This is a genomic window from Nonomuraea sp. NPDC049141 (assembly GCF_040648415.1).
In the GTDB taxonomy this organism is placed as follows: Bacteria; Actinomycetota; Actinomycetes; order Streptosporangiales; family Streptosporangiaceae; genus Nonomuraea.
The window spans coordinates 202,496-224,501 of sequence record NZ_JBEZDR010000004.1 but is presented as its reverse complement, the minus strand read 5'-3'; the positions used below and the strand labels follow the sequence as shown (position 1 = coordinate 224,501).

Genomic DNA, 22,006 nt, shown 5'->3' with positions numbered 1-22,006 from the left:
CTACCGCAGGTCAGTGGAGGTCCCGCAGGAGGAGTGCGGTCTCCAGCGCGGCGATGGTCGACTCATACCCCTTGTCCTCCTTGCTGTCCGGCAGGCCCGAGCGGTCGAGTGCCTGGTCGAGCGTCTCGCAGGTGAGTACGCCGTTGCCGACCGGGGTCTCCTCGTCGAGCGAGATCCGGGTCAGACCGGCGGTCACCGAGTCGCAGACGTACGCGAAATGCGCGGTCTCCCCCTTGATGACCGCACCCAGCGCCACCACCGCATCGCAGCGGCGGGCCAGCGCCTGGACGACGACCGGGATCTCCAGCGAGCCGGGCACCCGTACGACGGTGGCCGTGGCGCCGCTGTCGTCGCACGCCTGCAGCGCCCGCGCGAGGAGCTGGTCGGTGATCTTGGCGTGCCAGGAAGCGGCGACCACGCCCACCGTCAGGCCCGCGGCGTCCGGCACGGCGGATACCGCGGGACGTCCCTGCCCGCTCATGAAGCCTCCGAGATGTCATGGCCGAGGCGGTCGCGCTTGGCCTTCAGGTAACGCTCGTTGTAGGGGTTCATCGCGACCGGCATGGGTTCGCGGCCGAGCACCTTGATGCCGTAGCCGTCCATGCCCTTGAGCTTGGCCGGGTTGTTGGTGAGCAGCCGCACGGACTTGACGCCGAGGTCGGCCAGGATCTGCGCGGCGTTGGAGAACTCTCGGGCGTCGACCGGCAGTCCCAGCTCGATGTTCGCGTCGACGGTGTCGCTGCCGTTGTCCTGGAGGCTGTACGCCCTGAGCTTGGCCAGCAGGCCGATGCCCCGGCCCTCGTGGCCGCGCAGATAGACGACGACGCCGCGGCCCTCCTCGGCGATCGCGGACATGGCGTGTTCGAGCTGGACGCCGCAGTCGCAGCGCAGCGAGCCGAACACGTCGCCGGTCAGGCATTCGGAGTGGGCGCGGACCAGGATGTTCTCGCCGTCGGACAGGTCGCCGTAGGCGAGCGCGATGTGCTCGCCGCCGTCGAGCGCGCTGGCGTAGCCGTAGGCCCGCCACATCCCGTACGCGTTGGGCACGTTCGTCTCGGCGACCCTGGTGACCATGCTCTCGGTCCTGCGCCGGTAGTCGACCAGTTGCTCGATGGAGATGAGCGCCAGGTCGTGCTCGTCGGCGAAGGTCCGCAGCTCGGGCAGCCTGGCCATGGTGCCGTCGTCGTTGACGATCTCGGCCAGGACGCCCGCGGGGGACAGCCCGGCGAGCCTGGCCAGGTCGACGGCGGCCTCGGTGTGACCGCGCCGGCTCAGCACGCCGCCCTCGTGGTAGCGCAGCGGGAAGACGTGGCCCGGCCGGACCAGCTCGTAGGGCTCGGTCGCGGAGTCGGCGAGCGTGCGGATCGTCCTGGCGCGGTCGGCGGCGGAGATGCCGGTGCTCACGCCGTCACGGGCGTCGACGCTGATCGTGTACGCCGTGCGCAGCCGCTCCCGGTTCTGGAACACCATGAGGGGCAGGCCCAGCCGGTCCAGCTCCTTGCCCTCCATGGGCACGCAGATGACGCCGCTGGTGTGCCTGATCGTGAACGTGAGCAGCTCGGGAGTGGCCTTGGAGGCGGCGAAGATGATGTCGCCCTCGTTCTCCCTGTTCTCGTCGTCGACGACCAGGACGGGCTTGCCGTTACGGATGTCCTCGATGGCCCGTTCGACCGGGTCGAGAATGGTCTCGGTCATGACGCCACCACCAGATCCTTGGGAACGCTCTGGTACTCCCTCAGCCACTTCACGAAGCCGATCAGCACGAGGACGAAGAACACGCCATAGACGGCGCCGGAGACGACCAGCCCCGAGCTGAACGCCAGCGGCACGCCGACCAGGTCGACGGCCACCCACACGATCCAGAAGTCGACCAGCGCCCTGCCCTGCGCCCAGGTGGCGACCGCGCTGCCGACGAAGATGTAGGCGTCGGCGGCCACCAGGAACGCGCCCTTCGGCAGCGGCACGGCGGCCCCCCATGACAGGTGCGTGACGAAGAACAGCACGCCGACGAGCGCGGTGCCCAGCACCATCGCGGTGATGTAGCCGGTCCGCTCCCGTGCCGTGGCCGGCCGCACGGCCAGTTGCTTGCCGTCCTGCGTGCCGCGCCGCCACGCCCACCAGCCATAGACGGCCAGCGCCCCGAACATCGCCTGCTTGAGCGCGTTGCCGGTGATGTTCGCGTTGATCGAGGCGATGAACAACAGCACCGAGCCGGTCAACTGCACCGGCCACGTCCACATCGACTTGCGCATCGCCAGCAGGACGGTGCTCAACGCGGCGATGTTGCCGACCAGGTCCGTCCAGAGGACGTGCGTGCCGAATACCTCGAATCCGGCGTTAGCCCAGTTCACTGCTTGCCCACCAGCCTTTCCACATACTTCGCGATCACGTCGACCTCGATGTTCACCGTGTCGCCCACTGCGAGCTCGCCCATCGTGGTCAGCTTCAACGTGGTGGGGATGAGACTCACGCCGAAGCTGTCGTCGTCAACCGTGGTGACCGTCAGGCTGATTCCGTCGATGGCGATCGAACCCTTCTCCGCCACGTACCGGGCGAAGGACTCGGGGAGGGAGAAGCGGAGGTTGTCCCAGTTCGCTCCGGGTTCCCTGGAGCGCAGTACGGCGGTGCCGTCGACGTGGCCCTGCACGATGTGGCCGCCGAGGCGCTGGTCGGCCCGTACGGCGCGCTCCAGGTTCACCGCGGAGCCCGCGTCCAGGGCGCCGAGCGAACTGCGGTCGAGCGACTCCTTGATCACGTCCACGGTGAACACGTCGCCCTGGACGTCCACGACCGTCAGGCAGACGCCGTTGACGGCGATCGAGTCGCCGTGGCGCGCGTCGGAGGAGACGATCGGGCCGCGGACGGACAGCCGCGCCGAGTCGCCCACCGCCTCGACGGCCACTATGTCGCCCTTTTCCTCGATGATTCCGGTGAACATCAACTCTCCTTGCGTGGTGGTGCGAGCACCGGCCGCGCGGTCAGCCGCAGGTCCGGTCCAATGGGGGAAATGTCGTCGAAGACCAGCCGGTGGGTGCCGGCGATGGTCGCCACGCCCGCGTCGCCGAGCGCGGCGGGCCCGGCGCCCAGCAGCGCCGGGGCCAGGTAGGCGATGACGCGGTCGATCAGGCCCTGGCGCAGGAACGAGCCCGCGAGCGTCGGGCCGCCTTCCAGGAACACGCTGACGACCTGGCGCGCGGCCAGCTCGCGGAGGAGCGCGTGCAGATCGAGGCCGCCGTCGTGACGGGGCAACCGGATCAGCTCCGCTCTGTGGCCGGCCTCGCCGGAGCTGGTCTGGGCAAGATCGGTCTGGGCGAGGCCCGTCTGGGCGAGGCCGGTCTCGATGTCGTCGGCGATCGCGATGAGCGCGGGCGCCTCACCGTCGAGCACCCTGGCGCCGGGCGGGGTCCGCCCCTCGGAGTCCACCACGACCCGCAACGGCACCCGCGCGGCGGCCCGCGTGCCGCCACCCTGGCTCGCCGGATGGCTGGGGCCGACAGGGCTGCTCGCCCCGGCAGGGCCGATCGGGTCAGCCGGGCCGATCGGGTCAGCCGGGCCGATCGGGTCAGCCGGGCCGCCCACATGGCTCAGGTCAGCCGGGCCGCTTGAGTCGGCCGGGGTGACCGTCGGACTCGGGTCGGCTGGGGTGGGTGGGCGGGCGGTGAGGCGGGCGTTGTCGGTGAGGACCGTGCCGATGCCGGCGATGATCGCGTCGGACTCGGCGCGCAGCCGGTGGACGTCGGCTCGGGCCTCGGGGGAGGTGATCCACTGGCTGGTGCCGTCCGGGGCGGCCGACCTGCCGTCGAGGGTGGCGGCGAACTTCCAGGTCACGTACGGCCTGCCGAGCCGGGCGTAGGTGAGCCACTCGGCGTTGACCCGCTCCGCTTCCTCGGCGAGCACCCCGAACTCCACCACGACTCCGTGCGCTCGCAGCCTCGCGCCCCCGCCGGCGGCCTTCGGGGTGGGATCGGCGACCGCCACGACCACCCGGGCGATGCCCGCGTCGAGCAGCGTCAGGCTGCACGGCCCAGTCCGGCCGGTGTGGTCGCACGGCTCGAGCGTCACGTACGCGGTGCCGCCACGCGCCCGCTCGCCCGCCGCACGCAACGCGACGACCTCGGCATGCGGGCCACCGGCGTAGGCGTGGAAGCCCTCCCCCGCGACATTGCCGTCCGCGTCGAGCACGACGCAGCCGACCACGGGGTTCGGACTGGTGGCCCCACGCCCGCACGCGGCCAGCTCGACGGCCCGCGCCATGTGCACGGCGTCAGGAACGAGCTGCGCTTTGCGGACGGCGTCCGAATCAGCATGCGCTTCGTGTGCGACGTCGGTGGCGGCCTGCGCTTCGCGGACGGTGTCGGAAACGGCATGCGCTTCGTGTGCGGCGTCGGTGACGGCCTGCACCTCAGTGACCGCGCGCGCCGAATGCGCGGCGTCCTCAGCGGGTGTCTCCACCCCGGGCCTCCTACTCGCCAGTAGCTCCAAGCCACGGCGGGCCCCGGGGGGTATGGCGGTGCGCGTACGCACCACTGCGGCGCCCGGCTCGACACCGGACACCCGCGCGCTTCCTCCCATCCGGACTTTAACCGTCGGTCCCGGAATTTCACCGAGTCAACCGGCCGATGGCATCGGCCGGGTCGCGGACTATCACCGCCGGTTCGGAATTTCACCGACCCCGGAGCACGCTAGCTCTCTTCTCACACCAGTCTGCCATGCCGGAAAAACCGGATGCGACCGCCCCCCACTATGACAACCAAGCGCTCGCTTGGTCAATACGCCCAGGGCGGTCAGGCGGCCATGAGCCGGCGGGCCAGCCGGGCGGCCGGGCTGTAGCGGACCTGCGCCGGGACCAGCCCCAGCCCGGTGTGCAGCGCCTTCAGCGTGGCCGTCGCCCACAGGTCGCCGACCGGTGTGGCGGGCAGGCCGTACAGCCTCCTCGCCCAGCGCGGGAGCGTCGCGAACGCCAGCAGCGTCACCCCCGGCACGACCGGCTTGAGCGGGGTGAGCAGCAGCGGGAGCGGCGCGTTGAGCGACAGGCGCAGCGGGTGCGCCGCCTCGGGGACGAACCGCAGGCCGGGGCGCTCCCCCTCGATATAGTCGTGCAGCTCGCCCACCGTGCCGGGGACGGAGGCCGGGTCGAGGCCGACGACCTCGGCGGCCCGCCGCCATTCCGCCACGAACGTGTCCGCCTCGGCGTCCGTCAGCTTGACGCCGCCCCGGCGGGCCACCGACAGGTAGGAGTCGACCTCACCCGCGTGCACCCAGCGCAGCGCGGCCGGGTCGTCGAGGTGGAACCGCTCGCCCGTGTCGGGATCACACGCGGTCAGCGTGGCGTGGATCTTGCGGACCCGGCGGCCGGCCCGCTCGACCTCCTCGCGCGTGCCGTACGTGCGGACGCGGACGAATTCCGTCGTGCGCACGAAACGCGACCACGCCTCATTCGGATCCATCAGTGAGGAGTTCTGCAGTACGCCGCGCATCGCCCTGGGGTGCAATCCCTGCATCAGCAGCGCGCGGAACCCGCCTATCAGCAGGATCGGCTCGCCCATGACCCGCCAGGTCACCGAGCGGGGCCCGAAGAGCCCGTGGTCCACCATAAGTGGACAGTTACCCAGGTGAGCCAGAGTTCATGTCACGACAGCATCTTGTTTATGCCTTGATTCCGTGATTAAGCAGCCTCTACCTACATAGATCATGACATCCCATATATACGCAGGTCAACGGTATATATGGCACGACCGGGTCGACATTGCACAACGAAATAGTGAAGCCTCTGGAAACCATTGCCCCGGGGTGATCTGGCCTGCAAATGTGCCATATGGCCTGATACTTCCAGTTCTGGCATGTTGCTTGGGGGCCCTGTTAGATGACCACACCGACGTCCACCGCACCAGAGATCGACGCGACGTCCGTGACCCGAACACCGGAGGCCGTAGGCCGCTCGCCCGGCCAGCTCATGTGGCTGCGCTTCCGGCGGGACCGCACCGGGGTCATCTCGGCCGTGATCGTGATCTTCTTCTTCCTGGTCGCCATCCTCGCGCCCGTCATCTCCTTGGTGTACGGCAAGGACCCGTACACCCTGTACGGCCAGGACCGGCCAGGACTGCTCAACGACTTCGGCTACGCGATGGCGCCCAACGGCGGGATCAGCTCGGAGTTCTGGTTCGGCATCGAGCCCAACCTGGGCCGTGACGTGTTCATGCAGCTCGTCTACGGCATCAGGACCTCGCTGCTGATCGCGGTGGTGGTGACGATCCTCACGGCCGCCATCGGTGTCGTCGTCGGCATCGTCGCCGGGTACGTCGGCGGCAAGACCGACTACTTCGTCGGCCGGGTCATCGACCTGATGCTGTCGTTCCCGCAGGTCCTGTTCATCATCGCGTTCACGCCGGTGGTGGACCAGTTCCTGGTGCCGTCCAACGAGGAGACCCCGGTGTGGCTGCGGGCGGTCACGCTGACCATCCTGCTCACCGTCTTCGGCTGGGCCGGGCTGGCCAGGCTGCTGCGTGGCCAGGTGCTGTCGATGCGCGAGCGGGAGTTCGTGGAGGCGGCCAAGGTCACCGGCGCCTCCCCCGCCAGGATCGTGTTCAAGGAGCTGCTGCCCAACCTCTGGACCCCGATCCTCATCCAGTCGACGCTGCTGCTGCCCGCCATGGTCACGGCCGAGGCGGCGCTGTCCTTCCTGGGGGTCGGGATGGGCGAGGGAGTCCCCGACTGGGGCCGGATGTTCCTGCGCGCCACACAGGTCTACCAGAACGACATCACCTACCTCATCTTCCCGGGCGTCGCACTGCTGATCTTCGTCATCGCCTTCAACCTGCTCGGTGACTCGGTCCGCGACGCCTTCGACCCCAAGATCAAGCGCTAGAGGAGAGAAATGAATCACCGCAAACGGTCGGCTCTCGCGGTTCTCGCGTCGGCCTCGCTGGCGTTGGTCGGCGCCTGCGCGCCGGGAAACGCGGGCGCCCCGTCGAGCGCTCCCGCCAGCGCGGGCGCCTCGTCGGCGCCGGCGGCGGAGGCGTACAAGCCCCCGACGATCACCCTGGGCACCGCGGAGGACTCCAAGGGCCCCGCCATCCCCCCGGAGGGCGTGGTCAAGGGCGGCACCGTCACCATGATCGACCGGGATGACTTCGCCCACTTCGACCCGGCCCAGATCTACGTGAACACCGACGCGAACTTCGGCCTGCTCATCAACCGCGGCCTGACCGGTTACAAGCGGGTCGCCAAGGGCGACTACAAGCTGGTCGGCGACCTGGCCACGGACGCGGGCACGGTCTCCGACGCCGGCAAGACCTGGACGTTCACCCTGAAGGACGGGGTGAAGTGGCAGGACGGCAGCCCGATCACCTCCGCCGACGTGAAGTGGTCCGTCGAACGGATGTTCGCCCCCTTCGTCACGTTCGGGCCGAACTACATTCAGACATGGCTCACCTCCGAGAACTACAAGAAGGACTACCCCGGCCCGTACGGCGGCAAGGAACTCGACAACGTCGAGACCCCTGACGACAAGACCATCGTCTTCAAGTTCAAGACCCCGCACGCCGACGCCAACTACGCCTTCGCCATGGCCGGCTACAACATCGTGCCCAAGGCCAAGGACACCAAGGAGAAGTACGACAAGGAGCCCGTCTCCTCCGGCCCGTACATCATCAAGTCGCACGTCGTCGACAAGTCGCTCGAGCTGGCCCGCAACCCCAACTGGGACGCCGCCACCGACCCGATCCGCGGCGCGTACCCGGACGTGTGGAAGATGGAGTTCGGCCAGGAGGCCACCCAGGTGACCGACCGGTTCGTGGCCGACTCGGGGCCCGACCAGACGGCGTTCACGTTCTACTCCAACACCCCGGCGGAGCGGCTGCAGCAGGTGCTGGGCGACGCCAGCCTGGCCGACCGCCGCATGATCAGCCCGTCGCCGTACGGCAACTACTACTACTTCAACCTCGACCGGGTGAAGGACCAGAAGATCCGCCAGGCGATCAACTACGCCTGGCCGTCCAAGCAGATCCAGCAGGCGCTGGGTGGCCCGCAGGCCGTGGCGCTGCCGACGACGATCCTCAACGAGAACACCACGGTCGGCTACAAGCCGTACGACCTGTTCGGGAAGCTGGCCAAGCCCGAGGGCGACATCGAGAAGGCCAAGCAGCTGCTGGCCGAGTCGAGCAACCCCCACCCGACCATCGTCTACGCCTACAACAACCTGCCCACCCAGGAGCCGGTCACCTTGGTGATCAAGAACGCCCTGGAGAAGGCCGGGATCAAGGTCGTGGCCAAGTCGCTGGACCGTAAGACGTACTACGACTCGATCAGCCAGACGAAGAACGAGTTCGACCTGTACTGGGGCGGCTGGGGCGCCGACTGGCCGTCCGGCTCCACCGTGATGCCGATCATCTTCGGCCCGGTCTCCGACGGCGGCCAGAACATGAGCCACCTCAACGACCCGACGGTCAAGGCCGAGATGAAGAAGATCGAGGAGAACCCGGACATCGACGCGGCCAACGCGGCGTGGATGAACCTCGACAAGCAGATCCAGGAGACGATCACCCCGATGGTCGTGGCCGAGAACCGGATCGGCACCTTCCTGCACGGCTCCAAGGTGGGCGGCGCCGAGATCGATCCGCAGCAGTGGATCGTCTCGCCGAACACCATCTTCGTGAAGCAGTAGCACCCCCGCTCCGGGCGCCGCCACGGCGCCCGGAGCACCCTTTTGGAGATCTCGTGCTTCGATTCCTGACCCGTCGCATCATCGGCGCCGCGGTCATCCTCGTGATCATCTCGGGGGTGACCTTCTTCCTGTTCTTCGTGATCCCCGCCGATCCGGCGCGGCTCGCGTGCGGCAAGGTCTGCCCACCGGAGACCCTGGCGCAGGCCAAGCACAACCTGGGCCTGGACCAGCCGGTCGTGGTGCAGTTCGTGTCGTGGCTCGGGGGGATCTTCGTCGGCCGGGACTACCCTGGCCTCGGCCACTGCCCCGCGCCCTGCCTCGGCTACTCCTTCGTCAACCGCGCCCCGGTCTTCGAGACCATCATCGACCGGCTGCCCGTCACCATCGCGCTGACGATCGGCGCCTCGGTGATCTTCCTGACGTTCGGCGTGGCCACCGGCATCGTCGCCGCGCTGCGCCAGGGCAAGCCGCTCGACAAGATCGCCAGCATCTCGTCGCTGGTCGGCGCCTCGATGCAGATCTACTTCGTGGGCACGCTGGCCATGTACTTCTTCGTCTACCAGGCGCACGTCTTCCCTCAGCCCAAGTACATCCCGATCACCGAGGATCCGGTCGGCTGGTTCAGCGGTCTGCTCCTGCCCTGGATCGTGCTGGCGATCATCTTCACCGCCAACTACACCAGGATGACCCGCTCCACGATGGTGGAGAACCTCAGCGAGGACTACGTCCGGACCGCCCGGGCCAAGGGCATGTCCGGCAGGAGCGTGGTGATGCGCTTCGCCCTGCGCGGCACGCTGACCCCGATCGTCACCATCTTCGGCGTGGACCTGGGCCAGCTCATCGGCGGCGCGATCATCACCGAGACCACCTTCGGGCTGCAGGGGATCGGCCGCCTGTCGGTCCGCGCGGTCGACTACTCCGACCTGCCCACCCTGATGGCCACCGTCCTGGTCGCGGCGGGTGCGATCGTGGTGATGAACATCGTCGTCGACGCCCTGTACGCCGTCATCGATCCCCGCGTGAGGCTGAGCTGATGTTCCTTGAGGTCAACGAGCTCACCGTCGACTTCCACACCGAGGACGGCGTGGTCCACGCGGTGGACCGGCTCTCGTTCCAGGTGGAGCGCGGGAGCACGCTCGGCATCGTGGGAGAGTCGGGCTCGGGCAAGTCGGTGACGAACCTGGCCGTGCTCGGCCTGCACAACCCGGAGACCGCGAAGATCTCCGGCAGCATCACCTTCGACGGCCAAGAGCTGATCGGCGCGTCCAGGTCGACGATGGAGAAGCTGCGCGGCGACCGGATCGCGATGATCTTCCAGGACCCGCTGACGTCGCTGTCGCCGTTCCACACGATCGGCGCGCAGATCGCCGAGGTGTACCGCAAGCACAAGGGCGTCTCGCGCTCGTCCGCGCGGGACCGGGCGATCGAGATGCTGGACCGGGTCGGCATCCCACAGCCCAAGCTCCGCGTCGACGACTATCCGCACCAGTTCTCCGGGGGCATGCGCCAGCGCGCGATGATCGCCATGGCGCTGGTCTGCGACCCGGGCCTGCTCATCGCCGACGAGCCGACCACCGCGCTCGACGTCACCGTACAGGCGCAGATCCTCGACCTGCTGAGCGAGCTGCAGGAGCAGTCGGGCATGGCGATCGTCCTGATCACCCACGACCTGGGCGTGGTGGCGAACACCGCGCACAACGTGCTGGTCATGTACGCGGGACGGGCCGTGGAGCGGGGCACGACGCGGGAGGTGCTGCGTGAGCCGCGCCATCCGTACACGTGGGGGCTGCTGGGCTCCATGCCCAGCCTGCGGCGCCCGGTGGACCTGCCGCTGGCGCCGGTGCGCGGCACCCCGCCCAGCCTGATCAATCTGCCGTCCGGCTGCCCGTTCCACCCGCGCTGCGACTACGTGAAGCTGCTGGGCAAGGAGGTGTGCGCCGGCGAGCGGCCCGAGCTGTCGCCGGAACACGGCCACGGCGACGCCTGCTACCTGACGCTCAAGCAGAAGGCGGAGCTGCGCGACCCATCAGTTGAGGAGACGAAGTGACGGAGAAGCTGCTGGAGCTGTCCGGGGTGGTCAAGCACTTCCCCGTCAGAGGCGGCTTCCTGCTCAAGCACCAGGTCGGCGTGGTGCACGCGGTGGACGGCATCGACCTGACCGTACACGCGGGCGAGACGCTCGGCCTGGTCGGCGAGTCGGGCTGCGGCAAGTCGACGACCGGCCGGCTGGCGGCCCGGCTGCTGGAGCCGACCGGCGGCAGCATCACCTACGACGGCCGCGACATCACCCACGCGGGCCGCCGCGAGCTCAAGCCGATCAGGCCCGAGATCCAGATGGTCTTCCAGGACCCGTACTCGTCGCTGAACCCCCGGCACACCGTCGGCTCGATCATCCGCGGCCCGATGGACATCAACGGCATCAACCCGGCCGGCGGCCGGGAGGCCCGGGCCAGGGAACTGCTGGAGATCGTCGGCCTGAACCCTGAGCACTACAACCGCTTCCCGCACGAGTTCTCCGGCGGCCAGCGGCAGCGCATCGGCGTCGCCCGCGCGCTGGCCCTGGAGCCGCGGCTGATCGTCGCCGACGAGCCGGTGTCCGCGCTGGACGTCTCGATCCAGGCTCAGGTGATCAACCTGCTGCAGCAGTTGCAGCGGGACATGGGGATCGCGTTCCTGTTCATCGCGCACGACCTGGCGGTGGTCAGGCACTTCTCGCAGCGGGTCGCGGTCATGTACCTGGGGAAGATCGTCGAGATCGCGGACCGGGACTCCCTGTACGAGCGACCGCGCCATCCATACACGCACGCGCTGCTGTCGGCGGTGCCGGACGCGGACGTGGAGGGGCCCGCGCGGCAGCGCATCCGGCTGGCGGGGGACGTCCCGTCGCCGCTCAACCCGCCGTCCGGGTGCCGCTTCCGTACGAGGTGCTGGAAGGCGCAGGAGAAGTGCGCGGTGGAGGAGCCGCCGCTGACGCGACTGTCCGGCAACCACGAGGGCCACCTGACCGCCTGCCACTTCCCCGAGGCCCCGACCACCCAGGGCGAAGACGTGGTACTGGATCCGGCGCTGGCGTAATCTCTCATTTTCGTACCGGCCCGCCGTACTCCCACTGCGGGCCGGACGTCTTTTCTCGTACCGGCCCGCCGTACTCCCGCTGCGGGCCGGACGTCTTTCACCAGCATTTCTCTTGTACGGCAAGCATGGGGAACCCGCCACCCGCCGACCGTGGCTGAGGGCCTCCAGGAAGACGGCCTCTGACCGGATGGTGGCCGGGCGCCGTTACGCCCCGCCGGCAGCCCGTTCGGCCTGGAACCGGAGGGCCTCGACCGCTGCCGCCGGGTCGGAGGCGCCATAGACGGCACTGCCCGCCACGAAGACGTCCGCGCCCGCCACCACGCAGCGTTCGATGGTGCCCGCGTCCACGCCACCGTCCACCTGGAGCCAGATCTGGCCACCGTGCCGCTCGATCAGGGCGCGCGCCCGACGGATCTTGGGCAACACCATGTCGAGGAACTTCTGCCCCCCGAACCCCGGCTCGACCGTCATCAGGAGCAGCATGTCGATCTCACCCAGCAGCCCCTCGTAGGGCTCGATCGCCGTCGCCGGGTTGAGCGCGAGACCCGCCCTCGCGCCCAGCGAACGGATCTCGCGCAGCGTCCGCACCGGGGACTTCGCCGCCTCCGCGTGGATCGTGACGCTGCCCGCACCCGCCTCGGCGTACGGCGGTGCCCAGCGGTCGGGATCCTCGATCATGAGGTGGCAGTCGAGCGGTGTCGAGGTCGCCTTGCGCAACGACTCGACCACGGGCAGCCCGAGAGTCAGGTTGGGCACGAAGTGGTTGTCCATGACATCCACGTGCAGCCAGTCGGCGTTGGGAACGGCTGCGGCTTCGTCAGCGAGCCTGGCGAAGTCGGCGGCGAGGATGCTGGGAGAGATCTGTACGGCCATGATGCTCCGAGTCTATTGAACGGCGCCCACCCGAGTAGCCCGCGCCCCGATCCCAAGCCTGACGAACGCCACAGCTTTCTCGGGTTGAGGCGCCTCAGAACGGACACTCACGCCGGAAGGCGAGGACCGCTTGAGGTACCTCAAAACGGACACTCACGCCAGAGGGCAACGACCGCTTGAGGTACCTCAGACCGGAAGCTTGCGCAGAAGGGCGAGGAACATCGCGTCGGTGCCGTGACGGTGCGGCCAGAACTGGGCGTGCGGACCGTCGCCCAGCCCGTCGATCTCCGGCAGGTAGTCGCGCGCGTCGAGCTGCTCCACGTCACCGCGCCGACCGGCGACGTCACCGACGACGACCCGGGTCTCGGCGAGGTGCGGCGAGCAGGTGACGTACGCGACGACCCCACCGGGCCGTACGGCGTCGAGCGCTGCGTCGAGCAGCCGCCGCTGCAGCCGGCCCAGCTCGGCGATGCCCGCGGGATCGCGACGCCACCGCGCTTCGGGGCGACGGCGCAACGCTCCCAGCCCGGTGCAGGGCGCGTCGAGCATGATCCGATCGAACGCCCCCGGCCGCCAGGCAGGCTCGGTCCCGTCAGCGGTGACCACGGCGGCGTCCCGAGTGGTCTGCCAGACCAGCCGCGCCCGGTGATACTGAACATCAGCAGCCACCAACCGCGCCCCACCCGGATAAGCCACCGCCCGTCCACCAAGCCCGACCTGCCCTCCGGAACCGGCGGACCCGAAGGCCACCCGCCCCCCGGAGCCCGGACCACCATCGGAGCCCGCATATGCGCTGGACTCGGCATCGTCGCCCGAGCCCGCGCTCCCACTGAAACCCGCACGATCGCCGGAAGCGGGGATGTTGCCGGCGGCATCACGGTCGCCGGCATCGGCGAAGTCGTGGCCGCCGGAGGCCGCTAGGTCGCCGTAGGTGGCGATGGCGTCGAGGAGGCCTGCCTTGCCGCCCGGTCCGGCGCACATATCGAGCCACAGCTCGTCCCGGCCGTCGATCGGCACGCGGGTCAGGGCGAGCGCCACGAGCTGGCTGGCCTCGTCCTGGACGGCGGCGCGGGTCTCGGCGACCGCCGGGATCCTGCCAGGGTCGCCTTCCGGCAGGTAGGCGGCGTACGGCGAGTAGCGGCCGGGGTCGGCGCCGCTCTCCGTCAGCTCCTCGACCGAGCTGCGGCCGGGCCTGGCGACCAGCGTCACCAGCGGCCGCTCGTTGTCGGCCGCGAGCAGGTCGGCCACCTCGCCGGCCCGGCCGCCCAGAGCGTCGCGGAACGCGCTCACGATCCACCGCGGATGGCTGTAGGCGACGGAGAGGTGCCCGGCCGGGTCGCGGGCCTCGTCGGGCGCCACGATCGGGATCCACTCTTCGATGGTCCGCGAGCCGATCTTGCGCAGCACGGCGTTGACGAACTTGGCGGCACCCGCCCCGATACGCAGCCGTACGAGATCGACCGTGGTGCCGACGGCGGCGTGCGGCGGGACGCGCATCTTGAGCAGCTGGTGGGCGCCGAGCCGCAGGGCGTCGCGCACGTCGGGATCGGGCGCCCGGTCGACGCACATCTCGATGATCGCGTCGTACGTCCCGAGCCCGCGCAGCGTCCCGTAGGCCAGCTCGGTCGCCAGCGCCGCGTCGCGCCCCTTCACGCCGCGCTCGCGCAGCAGGCGCGGCATCAGCAGGTTGGCGTACGAGTCGCGCTCGTCGACGGCTCGCATGACGTCGAAGGCGGCATTGCGCGCCTGATCACGCGCCGGCCCCCGCGACCGGCCACGCGCCTGACCCCGGCCACCGCCACGACCTCCGCCCTGACCGCCGCGACCAGCCTGGCCACCGTCCTGACCGCCCCGGCCACCGCCATGACCGGCCGAGCCGCCCTGACCACCCCGAGCACCGCCTTGACCGGCCGGGCCGCCGCCCTGACCACCCCGGGCGCTCCCCTGGCCGGCCGAGCCGCCATGACCGGCCCGAGCACTACCCTGACCGGCCTGGCCGCCCCGAGCACTGCCCTGACCGCCCCGGCCACCGCCCTGCCCGGTCGGCGTTGCCTCGTTGCGGTGGCGCGGGCCCTGTCCCATGTCGTTTCTCACTCGAACCTGTCGTCGCTCTCAGGACGCACACCGCGCGCCCACTCCCCCGCGCTCATCAGCCGCTTCCCCTGCGGCTGGAGCTCGCCCAGCTCGACCGGATGGGTCGCGGTGCCGACCAGCACGGTGTTCTTGGTGACGGCGAAGGCGCCGGGGGCGAGCGGCTCGGCCGAGGGGACGACCCGGATCGGGCCGAGCTTCAGCCGGTGGCCGCGGAACTCGCTCCAGGCGCCCGGGTTGGGCGTGCAGGCGCGGATGAGGCGGTCGACGCGCATGGCGGGCGCGGACCAGTCGACGCGGGCGTCGGTCACGTTGATCTTGGGTGCGATGCTGACCCCGTCAGCGGGCTGGGGACGTGCCTCCAGCTTGCCGTCGGCCACCCCGTCGAGCGTGGCCGACAGCAGCTCGGCGCCCGAGAACGACAGCCGTTCGAGCAGGGTGCCGCTGGTGTCGTCGGACCGGATCTCCTCGGTGACCACGCCGTAGACGTCGCCGGCGTCGAGCGCCTTGACGATCTGGAACGTCGAGGCGCCGGTGATCTCGTCCCCGTGCAGGATCGCGTGCTGGACCGGCGCGGCGCCCCGCCAGGCGGGCAGGATCGAGAAATGGAGGTTGATCCAGCCGAACCGCGGCACGTCGAGCGCGGACTGCGGCAGCAGCGCCCCGTAGGCGACCACGGGGCAGCAGTCGGGCTCCAGCCCGCGCAGCCGGTCGAGAAACTCGGGGTCGCCGGCCTTGGCCGGGCGCAGCACCTCGATGCCCGCCTCCTCGGCCAGCTCGGCGACCGGCGACGGGTGCACCTTGCGGCCGCGCCCCGACTGGGCGTCGGGCCGGGTGACGACCGCGACCACCTCGTGCCGTGGCGAGTCGATCAGTGTACGCAGTGACGGCAGCGCCGTCTCGGGCGTGCCCGCGAAGACCAGGCGCATCGTCAGAGTGCCCTCCCGCCGGTGATGTGCGGGGAGAACTTGACCGCGGGAACGGACAGGCCGCTCCACTCCGCCTCGCGGACGGCCTTCATCGCCAGCTTGCGCTGCTTGGGGTCCATCCGGTCGATGAACAGGATGCCGTCGAGGTGGTCGGTCTCGTGCTGGAAGCAGCGGGCCATCAGGTCCGTGCCCTCCAGCGTGACCGGCTCGCCGTACATGTCGAAGCCCTTGGCGACGGCGCGGATGGCCCGCGGCGTCGGGAACGACAGGCCGGGGAAGGACAGGCAGCCCTCCTCGCCCTCCTCGTCGATGTCGGCGGAGAGGTCGAGATCGGGGTTGATCAGGTGGCCGAGCTGCTCGTCGACGTAGTAGGTGAACACCCGCAGCCCGACGCCGATCTGCGGGGCCGCCAGCCCGGCACCGGGGGCGTCCATCATCGTGTCGGTGAGGTCTTTGACCAGCTTGCGGAGCTCCTTGTCGAAGTCGACGACCGGCGCCGCCGCGGTGGTCAGCACCGGGTCTCCGAACAGGCGGATCGACTGGATCGCCAAGGGGGTCACTCCGTTTCGTCAGTGGGTCAGCCCAGTTTAGTGTGCGCCAGCGATCGGGCTTTCATCGCGGCTTTGCGGGCTGCCTTGACGACGGCCTTGTCGTCGTGCGCGGTGGCGAGCATGTCGAGCACCGCGATCGTGTCGGGGTGCTCGACGGCGGGCATCTCGGTGACGAGCCGGATGAGGTCCTCGCCCGGTTCGGGCGGGTCCAGGCGGCCCGCGGCGGGGGCGGACAGGTGCATGAGTGCGGCCAGCGAGTCGACCGCGATCCAGGTGTGGTCGTCGGTGCTGAGCGTGGGGGCGTCCAGGTCGCGGATGTGCAGCCAGGACGCGGCGTAGCGGCGCATCAGCGGCAGGCCGAGCGCCTCGCGGACGGGAGCCTCGGCCTCGGGCCCCAGCTCCTCCAGGATGGCGCCGACGGCGCCGCGCTGCCCCGCCGTGCCCTCCGCCGCGATCTCGATGAGGTCGTGCGCGGCCTGCGCGGGCGGACGGCGCTCCAGCCAGCCGGCGACGGCGCTCTGGGTGGCGGAGCCCTTGACGAGGGCCTCGACGAGCTCGGCGGCGGACAGGTCGGCGAACACCTCCACCTCGGCCGTCGTCGGCGCGTCGTGCCCCTCGCGCAGCAGGTCCCTGCGGATGGCCCAGACGCCGAGCGGGGTGAGCGCGGTGCGCCCGGCCGCGGTCTGCTCGACCAGGCCGCAGTAGGCCAGCAGCGACAGGGCGTCGAGCAGCTCGGCGGGCAGCGAGGCGGCGAGCCTGCGCATCTCGACGGCGCCCGGCTCGCAGGCGACCTCGTGCGACTGCAGGATGCCTCTGGCGAGGTTGGCGATCGCGACACCGGAACGTACGGAGTAGACCGTGGCCAGCATCTCGGCCAGGTGCTCGTCGACGACGGCCGAGCCGGTCAGCCCGTCGTCGGCGCGGTCGAGCACGTCCATGACCACGCCGTCCCAGAACTCCAGCGTGGCCTCGGTCGTGAGCCGCGCCGGCAGCGGCCCGCGCGAGACTCGGCCGCCGGAGATCTGGAGCAGCCCGGTGTTGACGGCGACGATCCACACGAGGCGCAGCCGGACGGCGTCGATGCCGAGCTCGGCGGCGGCGGCGCGGGCATCGGCCTCGGCCGGCAGCCCTTCCGGGGTGACCTCGCGGGTGCCGGTCCAGCTCATGAGCCGGATGGCGTCGGCGACGAGCGGCACCGTGGGAACGATCTCGGCCAGCTCGGCATCGGCGGCCAGCAGGACGGGCGGAAAGGTCAGCGCCTCTTGCTCCACCTCGGGGGTCTCCTCAGGTGGCCGTGGGGCCACGGCGGCCTGCTCATCGATCAGCTTCCGCAGCTCGGCGAGGTCGAAGACATTGTTTGCCACCTACGAAACTTACTGCACACGAGTCACATGAACGTACTCAACGGATGGCTCTGGAGCGCGCTTTGAAGGCGGCCTTGCGCGCGGCCTTGGCCACCGTACCGTCGGGCAGCGAGCGTCCGAGCAGCTCCAGCACATCGACGACGTCCGGGTGGTCCACCCGCCACATCTCTTCGATGAGGTGGGCGGGCGGGCCGGAGGCGGACATGTTCTCGGCGAAGATCTCGGGGTCCTCTTCGGCCGCGGGCAGCGCCAGGGCCAGCATGTCGATGCTGACCCACAGCAGCTCCTCCTGGCTGAGCTGCGGGGCGGCCAGCCCCCTGGCGGTCAGCCAGTGGATGGCGTGCGGGCGCAGCTCCTGGTCCTCCAGGCAGGCGCGTACCTCGGGCTCCGCCTCGGCGCCGAGCCGGTCGACGATGGTCACCGCGATGCCGCGCGCCACCGCCGGGGCGCCGGACGCGGCGGCGAGCAGTTCGGCCGCCGCCGTGATCGGGGTGCGCCCGGCCAGCCAGCGGCTGATGTCCTCTTCGGCCAGCTCGGTGGGCATGCCGTCGAGCAGCCCCTCGATGAGCCCGGTCGCGTCGGCCTCGGCCAGGTCGGCGGCCTGCGGGGCGTCCAGGCCGAGCGCCAGGTAGTGTTCGCGCAGCCCCCACACCGCCAGCGGGGAGAGCCCGGCGCTGTCGCCCTCGACCACGACCATCCCGCACCAGGCCAGCCGGTCGAGCACCGCGCCCAGATCGGCGCCGCCCGCGTCGGCGACCTCCTCCAGGTAGTCGCCGATCATGGTGACGGGCGCGGGCGCCCGCAGCCGGTAGAGCATGTCGAACAGGTCGTAGAGCTCCTCGTCGAGCTCGGCCGCGCCGGTGATCGTGCCGCACGTGTCGCGTTCGACGACATGGGCGACGATCTCGGCCCAGGTCTGGAGCGGATCGTCACCACCATCACGCCACAGCTCTTCTCGCAGCTCTTCGTACGGTCCGGCGTCTCCCCCGGCCAGGAGCGGCACGTTCGCCAGCTCGGCCAGGAGCGTGCCGGGCTCGGCCAGCCGTACGGCGGGCAGCGGGGCGCACCCCGGGCAGTCGCAGGGCGCCTCTCCGAGGTCGGGCAGCTCGCCCGAGGGGATGGCGACCGACTGCTCAAGCGACTCGGGGCCGATGGAGCTGAACAGGCTCTTGGCCATGCCGAAGTTGGCCGTGTCGGCGAGCGCCTCCGGCATCTTCGGCTCGATGCCGGCCAGCTCCTCACGCATGGCCGCCACGGTCTCCGCATCGACCGCGCCGGACTGCTGCAGGTAGTCGACGAGGGTACGGGCGGCGGCGACGGTCTCCTGCGCGCTCTCGGGCGGCGCGATGACCTTGCGGGGGTAGATGGACAGCAGCAGCTCGTCGAAGGTCGCGGGAGTGAAGTCGCCCAGTTCGTTGACGTTGAGATAGTCGCTGGCGTAGTCGCAGAGCAAGCGGACCTCGTCCGCGTCCACCACGACACCCCGCGCACGCCCCCAGGCACGGAGGTCGTCGATGGCCTGGTTCACCCATTCGATCGACACAGGGGCACGCTAACGGCTGGCTTACAGATGAGCGAATCGGGGAAACCGCCTAAATCAGGTCGAGGGGGTCAACGCTCACCCGGACGACATCAGGCGCCTTACGCGCCGCACGTACCCCACTGGCCCCTTTGAGCGCGGCGGCCAGCGCGGCGCCGCCGCCGCGCGGAACGCGGATCATGGCGCGTTCCCGGCCCACCTCGTCCACCGGCACGGGGCCGAGCACCTGCGCGCCGTCCGGCAGGCGGGTCTCGTCGAGCATCTGCCGGACGGCGGCGGCCGCACCCGTGAGCGTCGCCATCCGTACCGCGGGCGGGAAGCCCAGCTCGGCGCGTTCGGCCAGCTCGCGCTCGGCGTGGGTGATCGGGTCCCAGCGCACCAGCGCCTGTACGGCCGGCAGCCCGGCGTCACCGAGCACCACCACCTCGGCGCCGGGCCGGAGCAGGGCGGCGGCGTTCGTCCAGCGGCGCAGCGCCTCCTCGGCGGCCCGCAGGTCGGCCCGGCCGAGCAGCGCCCACCCGTCGAGGAGCACGGCCGCCGCGTAACCGCCCTCGGCCACCGGCTCGGCGCCGGGCGTGGCGACGACCAGGGCGCGGGTGGCGGGCACGGTGGCGAGGACGCCGTCGCGGCCGGACGTGCGTACCGGGACCGACGGGAACGCCCTGCCCAGCTCCTCGGCGGTACGGCGGGCGCCCACGACGACGGCACGGAGTCGGCGGCCACCACAGTTCGGGCACCGCCAACCGGCGTCCACGCGGCCGCACCAGCGGCAGTAGGGGGCGGTGTGACCGCCTCGGAGGGCGAGCGGGCCATGACAGGACGGGCTCCGCGACCCCTCGCCGATGGAGGTGGGGCCTCCGAGACTCTCAGCCGGTCCGCGACTGGATCCCGGCCCTTCGACCGAGCTGTCACGTGATCCCGGCCGGTCGGCCGATCGGTCACTGGACCCCGGCCCTCCGACCGGCCGGTCACCGGACCCAGGCCCTCCGCCCAGCCGGTCACCGGGCCCCGATCTTCCGCCCGGGCGGTCACCGGACCCCGATCTTCCGCCCGGGCGGTCACCGGACCCCGGCCTTTCGTTCGGACGGTCACCGGCCCCTGGCAGGCCACCCGCCCGGCCGCCGGACCCCGGCAGGTCGGCCAGCCCGCTGCCGAGCCATAGACCTTCCGCGGATCCGCCGCCGGAAGCCGGCCCTGCGGCTGATCCGCCCGCGTCCTTCGCCGCTCCGCGCCTCGTTCCTCCGTTTTTCGCGCCTCCGTTTTTCGTCCCGACGGCCGACCTGCGGCCGGCCGTCGTCGCCACCGCGAGGCCCGGTACGGCGTGCGACTCGTTCGCCTGGGCGTCGGAAGCCGTGGGGACGCTGAGGCGGGTGGGCGGGAGCGCGCAGCGGGCGGGGGCGCGGCAGTTCTGGCAGGCCAGCGCGGGCAGGTAGCCGCGCCGGGGCACCTGGACCAGCACCGGACCGGACTCCAGCCCCTGGCGAAGCACCCGCCAGGCCAGGCTGGGCAGCCTCGCCTGCCGTGCGGCCTGGTCCTTGGCGAGCTCGGCGTCCTCTCCGGCGGGATGTACACGGGGGGCGAGGCTCCTGATCGTGGCGCGGGGGGCGACGATCGGCCTGGCCCAGCGGCTGGCGATGAGCTGCGTGGCCTCGGCGGTACGCGTGTAGCCACCGATCAGCATGGCCGCGCCCGTACGGTGGGCCCTCAGGGCGAGGACCTCGCGGGCGTGCGGGTAGGGAGCCAGCCGTTCGGCGTGAAGGTCGTCCCCGTCGTCCCAGATGGCCACCAGGCCGAGCGCGGCCACGGGGGCGAACATGGCGGCCCGGGTCCCCACGACCGCCCTTACCTGCCCTCTCAGGACGCGCAGCCAACGCCGGTAGCGTTCCGCCGGGCCCAGGTCGGCGGTGAGCGCCACGTGCATCCCGTCGCCGAGCACCCGGGTGAGCTCGGCGTCGGCCAGCGCCACGTCCTTGCCGTCGGGCACCACGACGACCGCTCCCCGCCCACCGTCGAGCGTCGCCCGCACCGCCTCGGCCACCGCCCCGGCCCAGCCCTTGGCGCCGGGCAGCGCCGACCAGACGGCCCTGGGCGCTCTGCCGTTCCGGAGCGCGTCGAGAAACGACGGCCCCATCGGGTAGTCGTCCCAGGGCCCGGCGGACGCGCGGTCAGACCCGTCCCCGGCCTCGACCGCCGCGCTCCGGGGCCTGTTCCCGGCCTCGACCGGCGCGCTCCGGGGCCCGCCGCCGGCAGCCGGGCCGTGCCCGCTGTCCGCTCCGGCCGGAGTGCCTCCGGGTGTGTCGCTCGTGGGACGGCTGGATGGGCCGGCAACCGGACCGCTGGAGATGTCATTGGCTGGGGCAGCCGGGCCGGCGGGCTGGGCCGGCGAAGCCGTGGGTGTGCCGGCCGTGGCGGCGGGCTTAGGGGTGGTCGCTTCGGCTCTGGCGTGGCGGGGTGGGATGGCCAGGCGGAGGACGTCGGCGAGCGTGCCCGCGTAGCGGTCGGCGACCGCCCTGGCCAGACCCGCGATCTCCCCGGTCAGCACCTGCTCACCCGACACGACCCGTTCGAGGGCGGTGAGCTTGCCCGTGTGGTCGCTCTCCTCGACCCGTTCGAGCACGAACCCGTCCACCAACTGGCTCGCGAACCGCACCCGCACCCGCACCCCCGGCTCGGCCGTCTCGTGCATCGACGCCGGCACCAGGTAGTCGAACGGCCGGTCGAGGTGCGGCAGCGGGTTGTCGACCGCCACCCGGGCCACCGGCCGCGAGGGAGCGGGGACCGGCGCTCCCTTGCCGGGCTTCGACGGCTCTACCCTCCGCACGGCGTCGAGCGGCAGGAGGGCATCGGAGTCGGTCACGCATTACGTCTACCAGACCCAGCCAGTAGGCAACGCCCGCTACCTGTCGGACCGGTGGCTCCCA

Annotated in this window: 19 protein-coding genes and 1 riboswitch; of the genes, 5 read left to right on the top strand and 14 right to left on the bottom strand. The window is 71.0% G+C overall.

Translation table 11 applies throughout. The annotated features are described in order from the left end of the window. Nucleotides 1-10: 10 nt before the first annotated feature. The 6 genes from ribH to AB0B91_RS13275 all read right to left on the bottom strand — a co-directional run bounded on the left by ribH (nucleotide 11) and on the right by AB0B91_RS13275 (nucleotide 5,594). The gene (gene ribH, locus AB0B91_RS13300) at nucleotides 11-481 is read right to left on the bottom strand and encodes a 6,7-dimethyl-8-ribityllumazine synthase (protein ID WP_358318534.1); all 471 of its coding nucleotides are present in this window, start codon (nucleotides 479-481) and stop codon (nucleotides 11-13) included. After that, nucleotides 478-1,695, bottom strand: a complete 1,218-nt coding sequence (locus AB0B91_RS13295; RefSeq protein WP_358318533.1) for a bifunctional 3,4-dihydroxy-2-butanone-4-phosphate synthase/GTP cyclohydrolase II — start codon at nucleotides 1,693-1,695, stop codon at nucleotides 478-480. The genes ribH and AB0B91_RS13295 overlap by 4 nt, the downstream gene beginning before the upstream one ends. After that, the gene (locus tag AB0B91_RS13290; protein ID WP_358318532.1) at nucleotides 1,692-2,351 is read right to left on the bottom strand and encodes a nicotinamide mononucleotide transporter family protein; all 660 of its coding nucleotides are present in this window, start codon (nucleotides 2,349-2,351) and stop codon (nucleotides 1,692-1,694) included. The genes AB0B91_RS13295 and AB0B91_RS13290 overlap by 4 nt, the downstream gene beginning before the upstream one ends. Continuing rightward, on the bottom strand, nucleotides 2,348-2,938 hold the full coding sequence (locus AB0B91_RS13285; RefSeq protein ID WP_219538381.1) for a riboflavin synthase: 591 nt from the start codon (nucleotides 2,936-2,938) through the stop codon (nucleotides 2,348-2,350). The genes AB0B91_RS13290 and AB0B91_RS13285 overlap by 4 nt, the downstream gene beginning before the upstream one ends. Next, complete coding sequence (ribD, locus tag AB0B91_RS13280; protein WP_358318531.1) at nucleotides 2,938-4,452, bottom strand: bifunctional diaminohydroxyphosphoribosylaminopyrimidine deaminase/5-amino-6-(5-phosphoribosylamino)uracil reductase RibD; 1,515 nt, start codon at nucleotides 4,450-4,452, stop codon at nucleotides 2,938-2,940. The genes AB0B91_RS13285 and ribD overlap by 1 nt, the downstream gene beginning before the upstream one ends. A gap of 102 nt (nucleotides 4,453-4,554) precedes the next feature. Continuing rightward, a riboswitch (FMN riboswitch) is annotated at nucleotides 4,555-4,685 on the bottom strand. A gap of 99 nt (nucleotides 4,686-4,784) precedes the next feature. Next, the gene (locus tag AB0B91_RS13275; RefSeq protein WP_358318530.1) at nucleotides 4,785-5,594 is read right to left on the bottom strand and encodes an oxygenase MpaB family protein; all 810 of its coding nucleotides are present in this window, start codon (nucleotides 5,592-5,594) and stop codon (nucleotides 4,785-4,787) included. Nucleotides 5,595-5,863: 269 nt separating this feature from the next. Between AB0B91_RS13275 and AB0B91_RS13270 the strand changes: the two genes are divergently transcribed. Genes AB0B91_RS13270 through AB0B91_RS13250 form a run of 5 tightly spaced genes read left to right on the top strand, consistent with a single transcriptional unit; the run spans nucleotide 5,864 to nucleotide 11,737 of the window. Next, a complete protein-coding gene (locus AB0B91_RS13270; protein ID WP_358318529.1) occupies nucleotides 5,864-6,865 on the top strand; it encodes an ABC transporter permease in 1,002 nt (333 codons plus the stop codon). A 9-nt stretch (nucleotides 6,866-6,874) separates the two neighbouring features. Next, nucleotides 6,875-8,662 (top strand): ABC transporter substrate-binding protein, encoded by a 1,788-nt coding sequence (locus AB0B91_RS13265; protein ID WP_358318528.1) that lies wholly within the window; start codon nucleotides 6,875-6,877, stop codon nucleotides 8,660-8,662. Nucleotides 8,663-8,715: 53 nt separating this feature from the next. Continuing rightward, nucleotides 8,716-9,696, top strand: coding sequence for an ABC transporter permease (locus AB0B91_RS13260; protein ID WP_358318527.1), 981 nt, complete (start codon nucleotides 8,716-8,718; stop codon nucleotides 9,694-9,696). Next, complete coding sequence (locus tag AB0B91_RS13255) at nucleotides 9,696-10,709, top strand: ABC transporter ATP-binding protein (RefSeq protein ID WP_358318526.1); 1,014 nt, start codon at nucleotides 9,696-9,698, stop codon at nucleotides 10,707-10,709. The genes AB0B91_RS13260 and AB0B91_RS13255 overlap by 1 nt, the downstream gene beginning before the upstream one ends. Further along, nucleotides 10,706-11,737 carry a dipeptide ABC transporter ATP-binding protein gene (locus tag AB0B91_RS13250; protein WP_358318525.1) on the top strand — a complete coding sequence of 344 codons (1,032 nt, stop codon included), beginning with the start codon at nucleotides 10,706-10,708 and terminating at the stop codon, nucleotides 11,735-11,737. The genes AB0B91_RS13255 and AB0B91_RS13250 overlap by 4 nt, the downstream gene beginning before the upstream one ends. Nucleotides 11,738-11,941: 204 nt before the next feature. On the opposite strand, the gene rpe is transcribed toward AB0B91_RS13250, so the two are convergent. From rpe to AB0B91_RS13210, 8 genes are all read right to left on the bottom strand, one after another. Next, on the bottom strand, nucleotides 11,942-12,610 hold the full coding sequence (rpe, locus tag AB0B91_RS13245; RefSeq protein ID WP_358318524.1) for a ribulose-phosphate 3-epimerase: 669 nt from the start codon (nucleotides 12,608-12,610) through the stop codon (nucleotides 11,942-11,944). Between the two features lie 186 nt (nucleotides 12,611-12,796). Continuing rightward, entirely contained in the window at nucleotides 12,797-14,332 is a 1,536-nt protein-coding gene (locus tag AB0B91_RS13240) for a transcription antitermination factor NusB (protein WP_358318523.1), read from the bottom strand. Continuing rightward, nucleotides 14,290-14,640 (bottom strand): hypothetical protein, encoded by a 351-nt coding sequence (locus AB0B91_RS13235; protein WP_358318522.1) that lies wholly within the window; start codon nucleotides 14,638-14,640, stop codon nucleotides 14,290-14,292. The genes AB0B91_RS13240 and AB0B91_RS13235 overlap by 43 nt, the downstream gene beginning before the upstream one ends. Nucleotides 14,641-14,700: 60 nt before the next feature. Continuing rightward, nucleotides 14,701-15,630 (bottom strand): methionyl-tRNA formyltransferase, encoded by a 930-nt coding sequence (gene fmt, locus AB0B91_RS13230; protein ID WP_358318521.1) that lies wholly within the window; start codon nucleotides 15,628-15,630, stop codon nucleotides 14,701-14,703. 2 nt (nucleotides 15,631-15,632) lie between these two features. Next, the gene (gene def / locus AB0B91_RS13225) at nucleotides 15,633-16,181 is read right to left on the bottom strand and encodes a peptide deformylase (RefSeq protein WP_219538371.1); all 549 of its coding nucleotides are present in this window, start codon (nucleotides 16,179-16,181) and stop codon (nucleotides 15,633-15,635) included. Between the two features lie 26 nt (nucleotides 16,182-16,207). After that, nucleotides 16,208-17,545, bottom strand: a complete 1,338-nt coding sequence (locus AB0B91_RS13220; protein ID WP_358318520.1) for a hypothetical protein — start codon at nucleotides 17,543-17,545, stop codon at nucleotides 16,208-16,210. Between the two features lie 37 nt (nucleotides 17,546-17,582). Then, nucleotides 17,583-19,088: a hypothetical protein gene (locus AB0B91_RS13215; protein WP_358318519.1), complete on the bottom strand. Its 1,506-nt coding sequence runs from the start codon at nucleotides 19,086-19,088 to the stop codon at nucleotides 17,583-17,585. 49 nt (nucleotides 19,089-19,137) lie between these two features. Next, nucleotides 19,138-21,942, bottom strand: coding sequence for a primosomal protein N' (locus AB0B91_RS13210; protein ID WP_358318518.1), 2,805 nt, complete (start codon nucleotides 21,940-21,942; stop codon nucleotides 19,138-19,140). Nucleotides 21,943-22,006: the final 64 nt, after the last annotated feature.

Bases quoted from the DNA above. Each gene is read 5' to 3' on its own strand.
- ribH (WP_358318534.1), bottom strand. From the start codon at position 481: ATGAGCGGGCAGGGACGTCCCGCGGTATCCGCCGTGCCGGACGCCGCG.
- AB0B91_RS13295 (WP_358318533.1), bottom strand. From the start codon at position 1,695: ATGACCGAGACCATTCTCGACCCGGTCGAACGGGCCATCGAGGACATC.
- AB0B91_RS13285 (WP_219538381.1), bottom strand. From the start codon at position 2,938: ATGTTCACCGGAATCATCGAGGAAAAGGGCGACATAGTGGCCGTCGAG.
- AB0B91_RS13275 (WP_358318530.1), bottom strand. From the start codon at position 5,594: ATGGTGGACCACGGGCTCTTCGGGCCCCGCTCGGTGACCTGGCGGGTC.
- AB0B91_RS13270 (WP_358318529.1), top strand. From the start codon at position 5,864: ATGACCACACCGACGTCCACCGCACCAGAGATCGACGCGACGTCCGTG.
- AB0B91_RS13265 (WP_358318528.1), top strand. From the start codon at position 6,875: ATGAATCACCGCAAACGGTCGGCTCTCGCGGTTCTCGCGTCGGCCTCG.
- AB0B91_RS13255 (WP_358318526.1), top strand. From the start codon at position 9,696: ATGTTCCTTGAGGTCAACGAGCTCACCGTCGACTTCCACACCGAGGAC.
- rpe (WP_358318524.1), bottom strand. From the start codon at position 12,610: ATGGCCGTACAGATCTCTCCCAGCATCCTCGCCGCCGACTTCGCCAGG.
- AB0B91_RS13240 (WP_358318523.1), bottom strand. From the start codon at position 14,332: ATGCGAGCCGTCGACGAGCGCGACTCGTACGCCAACCTGCTGATGCCG.
- fmt (WP_358318521.1), bottom strand. From the start codon at position 15,630: ATGCGCCTGGTCTTCGCGGGCACGCCCGAGACGGCGCTGCCGTCACTG.